Origin of the sequence: Shewanella electrodiphila, assembly GCF_023283985.1 — a bacterium.
GTDB lineage: Bacteria > Pseudomonadota > Gammaproteobacteria > Enterobacterales > Shewanellaceae > Shewanella > Shewanella electrodiphila.
The window spans coordinates 359,289-373,366 of record NZ_JAKIKU010000002.1; the positions used below are offsets into that span (position 1 = coordinate 359,289).

The 14,078-nt window shown below is 36.9% G+C and carries 14 protein-coding genes and 1 other RNA gene; 7 read left to right on the forward strand and 8 right to left on the reverse strand.

The window, feature by feature from the left end:
• Window positions 1-250: 250 nt before the first annotated feature.
• The 4 genes from L2737_RS05095 to L2737_RS05110 all read right to left on the reverse strand — a co-directional run bounded on the left by L2737_RS05095 (window position 251) and on the right by L2737_RS05110 (window position 3,706).
• Window positions 251-1,078, reverse strand: a complete 828-nt coding sequence (locus tag L2737_RS05095; protein ID WP_248954981.1) for a hypothetical protein — start codon at window positions 1,076-1,078, stop codon at window positions 251-253.
• A 1,048-nt stretch (window positions 1,079-2,126) separates the two neighbouring features.
• On the reverse strand, window positions 2,127-2,642 hold the full coding sequence (locus L2737_RS05100; protein WP_248954982.1) for a hypothetical protein: 516 nt from the start codon (window positions 2,640-2,642) through the stop codon (window positions 2,127-2,129).
• Window positions 2,643-2,644: 2 nt separating this feature from the next.
• Window positions 2,645-3,067 (reverse strand): hypothetical protein, encoded by a 423-nt coding sequence (locus L2737_RS05105; RefSeq protein ID WP_248954983.1) that lies wholly within the window; start codon window positions 3,065-3,067, stop codon window positions 2,645-2,647.
• A 222-nt stretch (window positions 3,068-3,289) separates the two neighbouring features.
• Window positions 3,290-3,706 carry a site-specific integrase gene (locus L2737_RS05110; RefSeq protein WP_346349188.1) on the reverse strand — a complete coding sequence of 139 codons (417 nt, stop codon included), beginning with the start codon at window positions 3,704-3,706 and terminating at the stop codon, window positions 3,290-3,292.
• A gap of 596 nt (window positions 3,707-4,302) precedes the next feature.
• Between L2737_RS05110 and L2737_RS05115 the strand changes: the two genes are divergently transcribed.
• The 5 genes from L2737_RS05115 (at window position 4,303) to L2737_RS05135 (ending at window position 9,339) form a co-directional block, all read left to right on the forward strand.
• Window positions 4,303-4,581: a hypothetical protein gene (locus tag L2737_RS05115; protein WP_248954985.1), complete on the forward strand. Its 279-nt coding sequence runs from the start codon at window positions 4,303-4,305 to the stop codon at window positions 4,579-4,581.
• 118 nt (window positions 4,582-4,699) lie between these two features.
• Window positions 4,700-5,488, forward strand: coding sequence for a trypsin-like serine protease (locus tag L2737_RS05120; protein ID WP_248954986.1), 789 nt, complete (start codon window positions 4,700-4,702; stop codon window positions 5,486-5,488).
• Between the two features lie 113 nt (window positions 5,489-5,601).
• Window positions 5,602-7,143: an endonuclease NucS domain-containing protein gene (locus tag L2737_RS05125; protein WP_248954988.1), complete on the forward strand. Its 1,542-nt coding sequence runs from the start codon at window positions 5,602-5,604 to the stop codon at window positions 7,141-7,143.
• A 141-nt stretch (window positions 7,144-7,284) separates the two neighbouring features.
• The gene (locus tag L2737_RS05130) at window positions 7,285-7,836 is read left to right on the forward strand and encodes a hypothetical protein (protein WP_248954989.1); all 552 of its coding nucleotides are present in this window, start codon (window positions 7,285-7,287) and stop codon (window positions 7,834-7,836) included.
• Between the two features lie 30 nt (window positions 7,837-7,866).
• Window positions 7,867-9,339, forward strand: coding sequence for a hypothetical protein (locus tag L2737_RS05135; protein ID WP_248954990.1), 1,473 nt, complete (start codon window positions 7,867-7,869; stop codon window positions 9,337-9,339).
• 489 nt (window positions 9,340-9,828) lie between these two features.
• Here the strand turns inward: L2737_RS05135 and L2737_RS05140 are convergent, their stop codons facing one another.
• The 3 genes from L2737_RS05140 to smpB all read right to left on the reverse strand — a co-directional run bounded on the left by L2737_RS05140 (window position 9,829) and on the right by smpB (window position 12,165).
• The gene (locus tag L2737_RS05140; protein WP_248954991.1) at window positions 9,829-11,076 is read right to left on the reverse strand and encodes an integrase domain-containing protein; all 1,248 of its coding nucleotides are present in this window, start codon (window positions 11,074-11,076) and stop codon (window positions 9,829-9,831) included.
• 164 nt (window positions 11,077-11,240) lie between these two features.
• Window positions 11,241-11,595: a transfer-messenger RNA gene (gene ssrA / locus L2737_RS05145) on the reverse strand.
• Window positions 11,596-11,667: 72 nt separating this feature from the next.
• Complete coding sequence (gene smpB / locus L2737_RS05150; RefSeq protein ID WP_102526487.1) at window positions 11,668-12,165, reverse strand: SsrA-binding protein SmpB; 498 nt, start codon at window positions 12,163-12,165, stop codon at window positions 11,668-11,670.
• Window positions 12,166-12,366: 201 nt separating this feature from the next.
• Between smpB and L2737_RS05155 the strand changes: the two genes are divergently transcribed.
• Together L2737_RS05155 and L2737_RS05160 are read left to right on the forward strand one after the other, a co-directional pair.
• A complete protein-coding gene (locus L2737_RS05155) occupies window positions 12,367-12,804 on the forward strand; it encodes an SRPBCC family protein (RefSeq protein ID WP_248954992.1) in 438 nt (145 codons plus the stop codon).
• Window positions 12,794-13,126, forward strand: coding sequence for an RnfH family protein (locus tag L2737_RS05160; protein WP_229370092.1), 333 nt, complete (start codon window positions 12,794-12,796; stop codon window positions 13,124-13,126). Before L2737_RS05155 ends, L2737_RS05160 begins: the two co-directional genes overlap by 11 nt.
• A gap of 120 nt (window positions 13,127-13,246) precedes the next feature.
• Here the strand turns inward: L2737_RS05160 and L2737_RS05165 are convergent, their stop codons facing one another.
• A complete protein-coding gene (locus L2737_RS05165) occupies window positions 13,247-13,780 on the reverse strand; it encodes an outer membrane protein assembly factor BamE (RefSeq protein ID WP_248954993.1) in 534 nt (177 codons plus the stop codon).
• Window positions 13,781-14,078: the final 298 nt, after the last annotated feature.

A 14,078-nucleotide genomic window follows, 5' to 3' on the forward strand; every position in this document is an offset into this window, starting at 1 on the left:
ATATGCCGCTCTTACGGTGTTCAAAATAAATGGGGTCAGAGTATGAGGGATCCCCATGAATTTAATAACATGTTTGTGGTTCCTGAGTTAAGCTTTCAGTGTCTTGATAGTTATCTGCCTAAATAAGTGGCTCAGAGTTAAATTTTCTTTATTTATACCTACAGAATACTAGCTGAATGAAAATTGAAAGCCCCGATACCTATAGGTTTCGGGGCTCTTTTAGAATTGAAAAGTGTTATTTAGTTTAAGTTTACTCAGAACTGATCTTTTCTTTGTAACAACTTTCAAAGGACTTTTCAGTTTGTCTTTTACAATCAATATTAATTAATGAGTATTCAAGAAGTAAGTTTCGGTTTGTTGGGAAGACTATAGTTATTGCATCTAAAATAGGGAAGGTATCTTCCATATTGGATCTTTCTATAGATTCTAAAAGCTTTAAGCAACCTTCATATCCTGATTCAATACCTTTGAGTATAATCCCTTGTTCTACAAAACCTGGACAATGTAGAGCCTTTTGGAATTTTGTAATTCTTTCAGAATGTTGATTCATGTATTCATAGTATTTCTGCTCTTCAATTTTGGGGGCTGTTATATGAGAAAGTGACGCAGAGCCGAAGATTTGATACATCAAAGGAAGGTAAGTACTGTAATGTATAGAAAGAAGGGATATGTCATCTCTTAATTTTTCGTGTCCCAGTCGAATGGTATTAATTTTTTCTTCTAAAGTAATATATATGACTTGGCGATCAGCAGGACTTCCAACTGAATCCTTAGATTTTTTAATATAATCTAATAGCAAAAAGGGGATGATGGCTTCTTCAAACATTACTTCTTGTCTAGTTAGCCTCGCACTGGTCAATTTTGACTGCATTCTTGTAAAAACTTCTTCGACCCTTTGCGCTCTTTCGATAAGCTTAATCTCTTCTTGTCGAGCTGTATAAGTTTGTTCAAATTGCATACCTAAATAAGCTAAAAAAACTCCAGTCAGTGCTATAAGTATATTGGCTAATTCAGGTATCGTTATTATTCGAAGTCCAGCAGCTATCTTTCTTCTGCTCCACCTAGAGTATTCAAACACATATCACCTCAACTTCAACTTTGAATTGGTGTTAAGTTTGTCACAATTGCCTAACAAGGGCTAGTTGGTAGCTAACTATACTTAAATTACTTAGTGTATTTGCTAAGTATAAACCGTAGCCAGTAATAAGTGGGGTCAGAGAAAATAATTGGGTTCAGGGTCTGACGGATCCCCACTAATTTAATAGGATGCTTGCGGTTCTTTTACAAAATCCTGCAGCATTTTAATCCCTAATTGCCGGTGCGACTTCCACGAAGCTTGCTAGTGGTGCTTGATGTTCACGGTCGACGTCAAGTTTTTTAGATGCATTTGTGTAATCATTTTCTCTAAGCGCTAATTTTCATCCAGAAGAGGATTGTTTTTCCAAGTTTGCTTAGTCGTTACACCAAAATTAAGAACATCAACTTCATAAGTAACCCAGTCAGCATATTGCGTTTTTTTATTTTGGAATAAAGCATATAAGCGCTCGAAGATTACGATATTCCCTTCTATTTCAAAGCTAGGGCATCCAACAGGACAGTTAGGAGTACGTATTTCAGTTGCTTGAACAGAAGCACAAAGCAGTACAAGTAAGACTATCTATCTTTTCATTATAAAATCCATTTCAGAGCATATAGCATATATTGAAAACTAACTTATATTTTGAAACACAGATAATCTGTTTTATGTATAAACGAACCCTGATAACAGAAGTGCGAAAACCTATTTTAAAATAGAATATTTCTATTGCTCGTTGTTTCCCTCAAATTGTTACTGCCTCATTATCATTTAGAACAATGACTCATTCTAACTTTGTGTTTCTGTGTTTGCCTTATATTTACTAATGCAGAAAGCAAAAAATATGGCTAATGGTTTCAGTTACAAGGTAATGAAGCGCCTATTCATATCTAGTAAGGTTCTAGAACTACACCTAGACAATGGCCCCTCAGGCACATGAAACGCTACACTTTATAACCTAGGCCGCACTCAAACCCTGCATAAATAAGTCGTAAGGTGAATATTAATGATTGTGTTAAAAATAAAACCATTATTTTAAATGTGGAGGCCATTAACGAATTGGATAGCTAAAAAAGTTCGTACTACACCTGGGACACTGGTCACTATGTTGGTTGAAATTGAAATCAAGATGACATCTACTACAACGGTACATTGAGCTAGTTTTTATTTGATTACCAGCTACAGCCTGATAAATACAACGGGTTTTCTTTATCTTGCTTTGGTAATCAATCAATTCTTGTGCGCTTATCCCTGCAATAGTTTGTGCTTCACTATTATAGGTCATTCCGTTATTTGCCTCTCTTTCAAAATCGGCTTCTATTTCGCTCATTGGTGCAGGTTTAAATTGATTAGCTTGTTTATGCTCGGCAATGAGTTGTTGTTCTCGCTCCGTAGCTAACACATCGGCTTTTCGTTTCAATGCATCTTCCCGAACATGCCAATACCAAGTTTTAATTGCTGCCTGCTCTGTTATTAGCGTTACAAGCTGTGATGCATAACCATTGTTGTTCTTTGATGTTGAACTAAGTCTTAGGTTAGATATGTCGAGTACAATAATACCACTCAAATTCAGTGTATTTCAGGTATATGAGTTCTACCTTCATACTTAATAAATATAGCGAGTGAGTGGCCTTCAATTTTTACTACAGCATCAAAGCCTTTTTTTTCAAGTTCAACGTCAAATTGTGGTCTTGAAAGTGTTTGTGCTTTAGTCACAATAATTGGTTCTTGGGTTTTGTAGTACCGTAGTGTGTAGTCAGGCAAAGTAAGTGATGAAGTGGTGTTGATAATTTGCTTGAGCATCAATCTCAAGGCCACAGGATAGGATAGTTCGCATTCTTTATATTGTTGTTCATCTTTAAAAGCTGGATCATGTGCAAAATGGCTCTCATGGCCTTCTTTGCAATGCCTAGCTATCAACGGTGTTTGGCAAGCAGGACAAATACATTCACAAGCTTTTCCTCGCGCCACACTGAGAACATCAACCAACAATGCAGTTTCTTTGTGATATGCGAAAGGTATTAGAGCCATATTCGATTATATTTTATTGTTCTATTGATATTTATAATAATAACGGCTTTGGGTTTCTTTACAAAGTCGGGGGTAAATTAATAACCAATTGGAGTTATGTTTGTAGTTTTTCAATAATCACATTCGTTATTAAGTTTACAAATAACCGTATTAATGTAATAGCTCATTCAAATTTGCAGTAGATCAGTTTTGCTTCATCGTTAGACAATACCTGCGGTATTCGTTTAGGGGCTTTGCATAGGTAAATTGTAACTCATTGGACTCAACTTTTAATACATGGCGACAAGCAAATACAATGGCACATAGGGCCTGTTTCTGGGTGCTCGCCGACACTTCACACTCGACTGCTAAAAAGCAGAGAAATTGTTCAATCAAAGCGGGGCTTATATCAGTGCCATGACGAATATTACAATGTCGAATGAAATAACGATTCCGATAGAGGTAGGATTTTTCTGTTTGATAGCTGTAATGGCGTACCCTGATCTCTGCCCGTATAGCCTCCAAAAGTGTTAATTGCCCCATAACCGTCGCCTTAACAGTGAACTGTATATATATACAGTTATAGTTCAAGTTGAGATAATTACTATGAAAAAGATGCATAAATTGTTGGATTGGCGCATCGATAATACTAACCTTTAAATATTAACTCATTATTATCAATAGTTTGTAATATATGTAAAAGTGCTATGCAGACCTCGTAAACACCTATGCATCTTTTTATCTGCTAAATTGTCATTTTTAACCTGTATTTTTTGTTAAATAATATATTTACAACAAATACTTACAAGTGATATTTTGAAGAAAAGACTTACAAGAAAGCAGGAGGTTATCCTGCTGCTAATCAATAAGCTGTTCTTGACCTGCGGTAGACGATTTTTTAGTAAAAAGAAGTGATATTTTAGTCTAGCCGAGGGAGTAGATAGAACCAAACGTGATGGAAGAAACGCCTATTTTATGGTAGCTTGAAGGCACTTGCTAAGGCTCGTAAAGCGTAGCTTTTAAAGAGACCTGCAATTGACTTCAAGTAAAGAAGCGATGCTTCCCTCACGCCGCAGGGGGGCTTCAATTAAGCCCCAAGGGCATGGAATATGAACTCACGGATTGAGTAGCGATAACCTCCTCTCTCCGAAGTAAAGAACAACCCGTTACATGAGACCTACGGCTCATGAACTATGATCGTTATGTGTATTGAGAGTATGGATAAACCTCGAATCAAAGTAGACTTTAATGAGCGAATGGAGCCTGATCTTGTTCTAATATCTAAAACGGATGAAAGAACTGACTCTGAAGGTAATATTATTAAGCTTTCCACAGGTACTTTTGTTTATCTTTATGAGTACAACAAATATGATGATGGCGAAGAGGAGTATCTCTTTGCAGAAGGTTTTGTTGAGTTGAACGATAAGCTCATGAATAAACACGCTAAATGGAGCTGTCGGATTAACGATAAAGGCATTGTGGCAAAATACACATAACAAGCAATTCAACAGGACAAAAAACAGTTGGTTTTGCTCCTGCGTCGCTAATTTTAACCAACTATTTTTTGCCCGTTAATGTGGGCGTTAGCTACCCATCAATGAACATGGACGTAATATGAAAGTTTTATTTATCTTATCAATTATTTTCTTTTCTACATTCAGCAATGCTGTAGTGAAGAGACATGATGTTCCTCCTGAAAATTATGTCATTGATAAAAAGCCTGAATATCTAATAGATATGCCCCATGAAGGACATGGAGTATTAATAAATTCACAATGGGTTGTAACTGTAGCACACACTATATTTTATGATTATGTTGGTAAGGATTTATTAATTGGTTCAAAAGTGTATGAAATTGAAAGCGTTCATATACACCCAGATTACACTCAACCTAATAAAGATTTACTTAAAGGTGATTTAGCGCCACTAATGAATTTTTTCGAATCTAGAAGTGATATAGCGTTAATCAAATTAACTTCAACTGTTAGTGGTGTAGAACCAATCAATATATATTCTGGTAAAAGTGAAATAGACAAAACAATTACAGTCTATGGTAGGGGAGCTACTGGGAACGGATTAACTGGGGAAGATCCAGACACTAAATCACTTCGTGTGATGAACCAGTTTCAAAATATTGTTGAAAGTGCGAAAGGTAACTGGTTAGCATTTAACTTTGACGAACCAGAAAATGCATTACCACTTGAAGGTATGCATGGTTCAGGAGATAGCGGTGGTGCTTCTGTTATCTTTCAAGAAGGTGTTCCTTTTCTTGTAGGTTTATCAAGTTGGCAGTTAGGGCATGGCGATATATCTGATTTTAAAGGTGGTTTGTATGGTACTACAGCTTATCAAGTTAGGGTGTCAAATTACCATGACTGGATATTAGGTGTATTGGGTAGCTAACAAGCTGTTAAACAAGGACAAAACAGTTGTTTTTGGCTCCTTCGCCGCTTATTTTAACCAACTATTTTATTGCCTGTTAATAGGGCGTTATATTCTTCGGGTAAATTTGTTCTATGAAAGTTAAAGAGTCGATAATTAGAGAAAATATTTCGGAAAATTTATATTTACTCGATAAAAGTCTAAAGTTAGTTGCTCAAGAGCACTACATCAAAATGCCAGATGGGAAAAAAGCTTTTATTGATATTCTCGCAAAGGATGACTTTGGTTGCTTCACAGTTATAGAACTAAAAAAGAGCAATCAAACTGCTCGTAGTGCTATTCAGCAACTTTTAAAATATGCTAATTTTTTAAAACGTAAAAATAGACTTGAAGAGTCTCAAATTCGTTGTGTTATTTTATCTGCTGTTTGGGATGAGCTGGAAGATCCATTTAGTGAATTTGTCGAATTTTCACAATATGAATCAAAGGGGTATCTTGTTGATTATGAAAAAGAAAAGCTGCCAGTCTTTACGGAGGTTAGACCTGAGTATAAACAAGGAAATTTAAGCCCTTTACATAACTTTATTTTTTTTGAGTTTAATACAAAAGATGAAAGGGATAAATTATTAAAGGAGTTTGAATTGACACTAAAGTCACTTCCTTCAGTTAATAGTGTACTAATTGAAATGGATTATAGTGGTGATGATCTAAACATAATCAACCCATTTGGGTTTGCATGGGTGTTGTTTACTGGTGATATCGACAATATGAATTTAGATATTTCTAAGTTAGCGCCAAAGAAAGTATCACCTAAATTCTTTAATGCTGGTGACATTATTTCTTTATGGGCAGGAGAGCTACCCGAGTTTAATATTCGATCAAAAATTTTATTAGAACAAGTTCGCATAAATAACTCAGCGGGTGAATATACTGGCTTAGCGTTGCACTCACTTAACAATACATTGTCTACCTGGGATTACTCGACTCCGGTAGGCTTTGGGGTTATGTTTGATGATGGTTTATTTGATGAAGATGAGATTTTATCCTTAGCTTGTGGTTTTGTTGGTGACCACCCTTATGGTTTTGTAACTCAAACTTCTCCCCAGAGAGCTAAACAGTTTAATTTCGTTAGAAAAAAGATTGATCAATTTTTAGCTTTTAATGAACGCTGGAAGGTGATTGTTAATCATATATTTCAACAATCCGATAAATCAGACGTGATTAAGATAAATATTTTCAACCCTCTAAACTTTCTAGGGATGATAAATGATGTGCATAAGACCAATAGTTCCAAGCGAATTCCCTCATTAAATATTACAGTAGAAAAAGAAAATGGGACTTCATTACAGTATTACGGTTCATTATTTTGGACAAAGAAGAAATTAATTATATGTCCGAAAGAAACTATTTTTAAACTGTTTGATAGCAACGATGATTTCAAATTAAGATATCTCACCAATAATTATAAAAAAAATGAGGTCTCTTTATCTGAGAGATACGGATTGAGTTATGAAGTAGTGTGTAGTAACGGGAAAATGTTAGCCATAGATGGTAAGGTATGTGACTTTGTGGATTTTGAAAAACTAGATAATTTACAAGACTTCTTAATGTCGAATGATCATTTTATTGATCAAGTAGGTGGGCTATTTGATGAGCTAGCTATAGGTGTTGGTTAATAGTAATCCAGAATATAATAAGGCACTTAAACGGAACTAAAACAGTGGGTTACGTTTCGCTTCGCTACACATTTTAACCCACTGTTTTAGTCCGCTTAGTGCGGCGTTAGGTTTGTCATCCATTATCAGGTATCTCACCAAATGAACATTGCTGAACTATTTAAACAGAAAGTCGATGAAGTCCAATTAATTAACTTGCCTGTTAATAGCAACTATTTAGAAGTTGGAAAGAGCATTGGTTATGAATTTACTCAAAGTAGTAGTTCTTCTAATGAAGTTAGTAAATATATCTATAAAGAAATAAAGCGTAAATTACAAGGTAATGATATAGATAACAATCAATTTGATAACCTTAGAAAGCAATTGCTTATTGAATATTTCTTGGATACTAAAAATGGCGAATATGTAAAGTACATTGAAGTTATTAGTGATGCGACCCGAGAGTTAAACTCTTATGTAAGCATAGGCATACAATGGGATGACGTATTAACATTGGTTTCAGCTCATGCAAACCTTCGAACATATGATCCCTTAGCTAATATTGATGATATATATCTTAAAGAGAAAGCAATCGCACATTCTATAAAATATTTAAACACAAAGGGGTTTGAAACTTCTTTGGTTAATGGAAATGTTATCATCTCTAATGAGGTGCAAAAGCGAATCGCAACTGCGCTTGACGTGAGATTTTAACGATTAGGAACAATCGGTATAAACGCCATCATGAACGGGCTTAAGCCGCTATTTAATTCAAAATCTAATCGATATTTCTTTCAAAATATTTCAAGTGAGGCCCTTATTCCGTGGGGGTACTTATTTAAATTATCCTTAAAACACTTACAACATAAGAAAAGAAAAGTAGGGCATAAAAAAGATTTGATTGAACTGGTTGAGCTAGCAAAAAATTATACTACGACTTTAAATGTTCAGGAGTTTTCGCAATATGAATCTATGTTTCAACGACCAGACACAATACTCGATAAGATACAGAAACTAGTTATTGGTGATCAGGTTTATGCAATACCTCAAGTAAATTGTATTGATATCCTTGATATAACACGTTTTATCTTTTCAAGAGTTGAGGATGAGAGCCTTAACTTACAATGGAAGTTAGATGAATATATGGGGGTTGCAGAGGTAATATCTTCATTTGCAAAAAATAATACTCCTACAACATTTTCAGCTGTAGATGTGCTCTCTAAACTCAACAATAAAACACCTTTAGCTGTAATAGAAAAGATTTTAGTTAATATGTCGCATCATATTGATGGAATAAATAATGATTACTTCCTCCCTTCCGATTCGCAGAGAAATAACCAGAATTTTAAGCCTTTAATTAATTTAGCGGAATCGTCTTATCTGTTTTTAGACAGTAACTTATTTAGTTTTGGATTTTATGAAGTTGTCTCTAGCGAGTATAGAAATGCAGGAGTTAAAGACTCTGTAATTGGTGATATTCTTGAAGAATTTATTTCAAATAAATTTACTTCATCCGGAATATCCTTTTTAACTGGTGAAAAGTACAAAATTAGTAAGGCACAGCAAAAATTGCTTTCAACACCTCGAGCTATGGGAGAATGTGATTTTATTGTAGCAACTGATGAGGTTGTTTTCTTTATCGAAGTTAAAAAGAAAGTTTTAACTAGAGCTGCTCAATCTGGAAATATAGCAAGTATATCTGCAGACCTAGTGAAAAGCTTTGCAAATGCTCAGATCCAAGCTAATTGGCATGAAATAATATTGAGAAGTGAAGGTGTTCTTAAATTTGAATCTGGGAATACATTAAAGTTAAATGGTAGGAACATAGAAAAAATATCTTTATCTATGTTCGACTATATGGCGTTACATGATGGACCAACTATACATCAAATAATGAACAATCTAATTGGAAGAGAATTAATTTCTGATGATAAGGCTGTTCAATCATTACTAAAGTCAGTTAATAAATCATTATCTGAGCTAAACCATCAATATAGCCTTCCAGAGTTAAGCGAATATTCAAAATGTCAAAATGCATTTTTCAATTGTAGGTTTTATAATTTATTGCAATTTTCGCAAATAATAAAAAATTCATCTAATGAAGAAGAATTTAAAAAAAATATTTGGGCTAACCGTCATGTCTCAACAGGTGAAAAAGATTGGTTTAAAGAAATGCATTATTTGAAAACTCTTGATAAAAAGGCAGAGCAAACCTAACAAGGCCTTTAAACGGAACAAAAACAGTTGGCTTTGTTTCGTGCCTCACAAGTATAGCCAACAATTCTTGTCCGCTTAAGGCGTTACCACATATCAGGTCGCCATACTTTACCTAATGGGAGTTGTTGCTTTCAGAGTTTCAGCTTTAAATGATTTCTGTCCAGTTGTGAGTTACGAGCAAGCCACTAGCAAAAGTAAATCCATTAGCATTGCTCGTGGCTTTATTCAAGAGCCTGTAAATAACTCAGTGTAATAGCTCTTAGTTATAGGCAATCCATCAATCGATCTTCATACATAATCATAAATAGGTTAAGGGTGTAGCCCCCTAAAAACAGTGGCATTTGATCTGCTCTTCCCTCGTATATTATCGAGCCCTGCAACTTTAGGGTATAAGGCAGGGTATTTTAAATTCACGCAATATTATTTTCTTTGAAATCAACCGACTGGCAGTGATGGGCGGCATGATGTAAATCGCCCATCTCAGGCGGTTCATTTACCATTAACTACTTTCAATTGCTTAGTCCCCGTGAAAGAGTTGCCACCTCTAGCTGCTTCTTCTATATGGCCACTCCACCAGAACATCATTGGACGGCGGCGCTCTAAATAATCAGTACGGTTGTATGCGCTTCGCACTTGGTTTCCATCGACATGAGCTAACGCTGCTTCAATCAAGTCAGGCTCAAAGCCTTGCTCGTTGAGTGTCGTGCTAGCTAGTGATCTGAGTCCGTGACTTACTAATCGTCCAGCAAACCCCATACGTTTTAAAGCCATATTTGCCGTTTGGCTATTGCATGGTTTTTTAGGATCTCGGTCTGATGGAAAGATGAATTCTCGATGACCACTTATAGGCGTTATTATTTCTAGTAATTCAAGCATCTGTTCAGTTAGCGGGATGCAATGCTCTCGTCTTTTCTTCATACGCTCGGCTGGTATTGTCCAAGCTTTGCTATCAAAATCAATTTCATCCCACCTAGCTCCTGCTGCTTCACTAGGGCGAGTGATGGTATGAAGTTGCCATTCGATTAAGCATCGTGTTGTCAGCTTAATACTGGCGTATGCAATTGACCGCATTAGTTCTGGTAGCTCGGCTGGTGATAGAGCTGCCATATTTTCTTTTTTCGGCGTTTTAAAAGCAGCTTTAATACCTGTCAATGGGTTCGCATGAATTAAGCCGCAGTTAGTCGCAAAATTCATTACCTCGTTAAGGCGCAGCGCCAGACGCTTAACGGTCTCTAGGCTGCCTTTCGCTTCGATAGGTCTTAGAATGTCAATAACAAGTGGGGCGGTGATGTCTTTTACTGGGGTGTTAGATAGACATGGGAAAATGTGATTCTCTAATGAGCGCCATGTATCAACTGCGTGATCTGGCGTTACTGAGTCTTTTTTTATTTCAAACCATTCTTTAGCTACATTATAGAAAGTGTGCTGGTGGACAGATTTAGCTTCTTGCTGTTGATGTTTCCTAGCTTCTTGTGGATCAATCCCTTGTGCTATTAATTGTTTTGCTTCCAATGAGAGTTTTCTGGCATTAGCTAGAGATATGTCTGGGTATTTGCCAAAACTTAGGTTTGCCCGCTTCCCATTAGTTGGCCTGTAGTAATTTTGTATCCAGTGCTTTGAACCATTCGGCTTAATTCTTAAACGTAAGCCTTCACCGTCAAAAAGATTATATTCTTTCTCGCCTGGTTTGGAGGCTTTGATTTCTTTATCTGTTAGGCGAGTAGTGATAATTGCCATAATGGGTACACTAAATTAACTAATTTGAATCAGTGTACCCTGTAGTGTACCCAAAAATCAAAGAAGTCCTAGAATCCCATAACACATTATAACACGCTAAGTTATTGATTTATTGAATTTCAGGCAATAAAAAAGACGCCCTAGGGCGTCTTAGTTACTTAATTTGGTGGAGGCGGCGGGATTTGAACCCGCGTCCAGAAAGCCTACATCCAAGGCGCTACATGTTTAGTCTCTCTTTTGATTAACCAAGTACACTCCGAAAGACAGGATTGCAATTGGCGAGTCCGATACTATTTCGCGGTTCACCCTCGGACGGAGTTCCCTCGCTATCAAATGTAATATGACCATCTTGAATCCCTGCCCATTTGAGAGACGTGGGTAAGATGGCTAGCTAGCCTAAGCTGCTAGAGAGTAGTTAGAGTCGTTAGCAACTATAACAGTGCGGCTTTTTACGAGGCCAACCGCCCCTCGACATGCTCCCAGGGTTTCGTGAATCCTGTCGAATCCAGAATCGCCCCCAAAGTTTGTTGATTGTATCGGGTAAACGCTAAAATACCTAGCGTATTCCACTAAAATACAATCGTTTGTATATTATCCGTCCAGTCTGCTCTTTTTCATTACGCGCGACTGTTCGACTTTCCATTCTCTTTCTTTAGTGTCTTGACGCTTGTCATGGTCTTTTTTACCTTTACCTAGACCAATCTCTACTTTTACCCAAGCGCTTTTGCGCCAGTATAGAGATAGCGGCACTAAGGTATAACCTTGACGCTCAATTAAGCCTTCAAGTTTATCAATTTCGCTGCGCTTCATTAGTAGCTTTTTAGTACGAACTGGATCGCATACTACATGGGTCGTCGCTGTGTTGAGGGGCTGAACAGTACAACCATGCATGAATGCTTCACCGTTTTTGATGAAAACATAGCAATCAGCTAAGGTCACTTTACCCATACGCAAGGATTTAACTTCCCAGCCTTGTAGCTCAAGTCCTGCTTCTACTTTTTCTTCAATTTTAAATTCAAAGGTCGCGCGCTTATTACGTGTAATCGTAGCGGGTGGATTCTTTGATTTTTTCGAATTCTTTTTTACCATAATCGCGTGTACTGCCCGCTGTTATCCCATTTAAAAGATCTGCTCGTTTTCACATACTGCAGATATGGGGGAGAGAATAAACTAATCAAGGGATTATACCCAAACCACTTAAAGATGCGAGTTTATTCCTTAATCGTAATGGATGCGTTTTACTTCAAGCGTGTTAAAATTGGCAGATTGTTATCGATAGTGTTGTTATTCATGCCAAAAATTTCAAAAAATGTGCTTGTACGCTTCAGTGCAATGCAAATGTATGATCTGGTAAATGACGTTGAGTCGTACCATGAGTTTTTACCTGGCTGTGTGGGCGGTAAAGTCCTTGAGTTTGATGGTAAGACAATGGTCGCATCGGTTGATGTCTCTAAAGCGGGTATTCGTAAAACGTTTACGACCCGCAATCAGGTTGTGTCTGGAAAATCCGTGTCTCTTGCTCTTGAAAATGGCCCATTTAAAAACTTAGATGGCATTTGGCGTTTTACTGAGTTGACGGAAGATGCTTGCAAAGTTGAGTTTGACTTAAATTTTGAGTTTTCAAACCCGCTTGCGGACATGGCATTTGGCCGAGTATTTAAAGAGTTAATGAATTCGATGGTGACGGCTTTTACCGATAGAGCCAAGGTAATTTACAATGACAAATGACGTTGAAACATTCTCTGTGGATGTGATTTATGCGCTCCCTACGCAACAAAAAATTATCACCATTAGTGTGATGCCTGGCACCACTTTTATTGAGGCTGTTAAGCAGAGTAATATTGTCAGTTTTTTCCCTGAAATTGATCTTGAAAAGGTCAAACTTGGAGTATTCAGCCGCCAAGCCAAGCATGATGAAGTGCTGCAACAAGGTCAGCGTATTGAGATATATAGGCCACTCATTGCGGACCCTAAAGATGTACGCCGCAAGCGAGCTGAAAAAGCGAAAGAAGAAGGTCGCAGCAACAAAATTACTGGTGCTAAGCTTTAATTTATAAACTTAAGCGATCCATGTGATATCGATATTGATGCGTAATGCTATGTGTAACGAGTTTTACGTATAAAAAAGCGGACAGCTAATGCTGTCCGCTTTTTTGTGAGTATAATTTGGTTACTCGCCTTTTGGCCGATTTTGATTACCGCCTTTAGGAACGTCATTTTCCTTTGAAATACGTTCTTCTTCAACCAGTGGCTTAGCATCACGGCGAATGGCGTCAGGCTCTTGCTCTGGAAGCAAAGGAGCAACCACAGGCGCAGATATGGTTGGCAGCGCACCTTCATTAAGTGGTGTATCAAAGTCATCACTTAATTTGTAATCGCCTTCAACTTTGGTGAGTAAATCACCGTCGAAGTATAAAATAAGCTCTTTGTGAGTCACGCTGGCATTACGACCACTTTTAAAGTGATAAACGTAATACCAAATATTATCAGCGAAACTGTCACGCAGTACTGGGCGACCTAATATGTATTCGGCTTGCTCTTTAGTCATTTCAACACGTAGCTTTTCTACTTGTTGTAACTCCATGTAGTTACCTTGCGGTACATCAGGCTTATAGATTAACCAATCAAAAACACTACAGGCACTTAAAGATACTGATAGCGCAACTGCGCCTAAAAGGGTAAGACTTTGTTTTTTGTTTATCATTGTCTGCGCTATTTCCTAAAAATCTGACGCCATCATACCCAAGGCTTCCCTATGCTGACAAGTGGCTATTAACTGTTGGATGCTATAACTGTGTGAATAATAGAGTGGATAGCTGTCAGTTAGTTCCTCACAACTTAGTAAACTTGACTAATTACTCAGGTAATCGCGCTTAATTGTTACATAAATGTAGAAAAATATGGTAAATCCAAGAGTAATTATATAAGTTTGAAGAATAGGTTTTAGCTGAGACAGAAAAATTGATTAATTAAGTTAATTCATAAACCTGCATAGCCCGATA

Bases quoted from the DNA above. Each gene is read 5' to 3' on its own strand.
- smpB (WP_102526487.1), bottom strand. From the start codon at position 12,165: ATGGTAAAAAAGAATTCGAAAAAATCAAAGAATCCACCCGCTACGATT.
- L2737_RS05130 (WP_248954989.1), top strand. From the start codon at position 7,285: ATGAACATTGCTGAACTATTTAAACAGAAAGTCGATGAAGTCCAATTA.
- L2737_RS05110 (WP_346349188.1), bottom strand. From the start codon at position 3,706: ATGCATCTTTTTCATAGTAATTATCTCAACTTGAACTATAACTGTATA.
- L2737_RS05115 (WP_248954985.1), top strand. From the start codon at position 4,303: ATGGATAAACCTCGAATCAAAGTAGACTTTAATGAGCGAATGGAGCCT.
- L2737_RS05125 (WP_248954988.1), top strand. From the start codon at position 5,602: ATGAAAGTTAAAGAGTCGATAATTAGAGAAAATATTTCGGAAAATTTA.
- L2737_RS05135 (WP_248954990.1), top strand. From the start codon at position 7,867: ATGAACGGGCTTAAGCCGCTATTTAATTCAAAATCTAATCGATATTTC.
- L2737_RS05140 (WP_248954991.1), bottom strand. From the start codon at position 11,076: ATGGCAATTATCACTACTCGCCTAACAGATAAAGAAATCAAAGCCTCC.
- L2737_RS05155 (WP_248954992.1), top strand. From the start codon at position 12,367: ATGCCAAAAATTTCAAAAAATGTGCTTGTACGCTTCAGTGCAATGCAA.
- L2737_RS05120 (WP_248954986.1), top strand. From the start codon at position 4,700: ATGAAAGTTTTATTTATCTTATCAATTATTTTCTTTTCTACATTCAGC.
- L2737_RS05160 (WP_229370092.1), top strand. From the start codon at position 12,794: ATGACAAATGACGTTGAAACATTCTCTGTGGATGTGATTTATGCGCTC.
- L2737_RS05165 (WP_248954993.1), bottom strand. From the start codon at position 13,780: ATGATAAACAAAAAACAAAGTCTTACCCTTTTAGGCGCAGTTGCGCTA.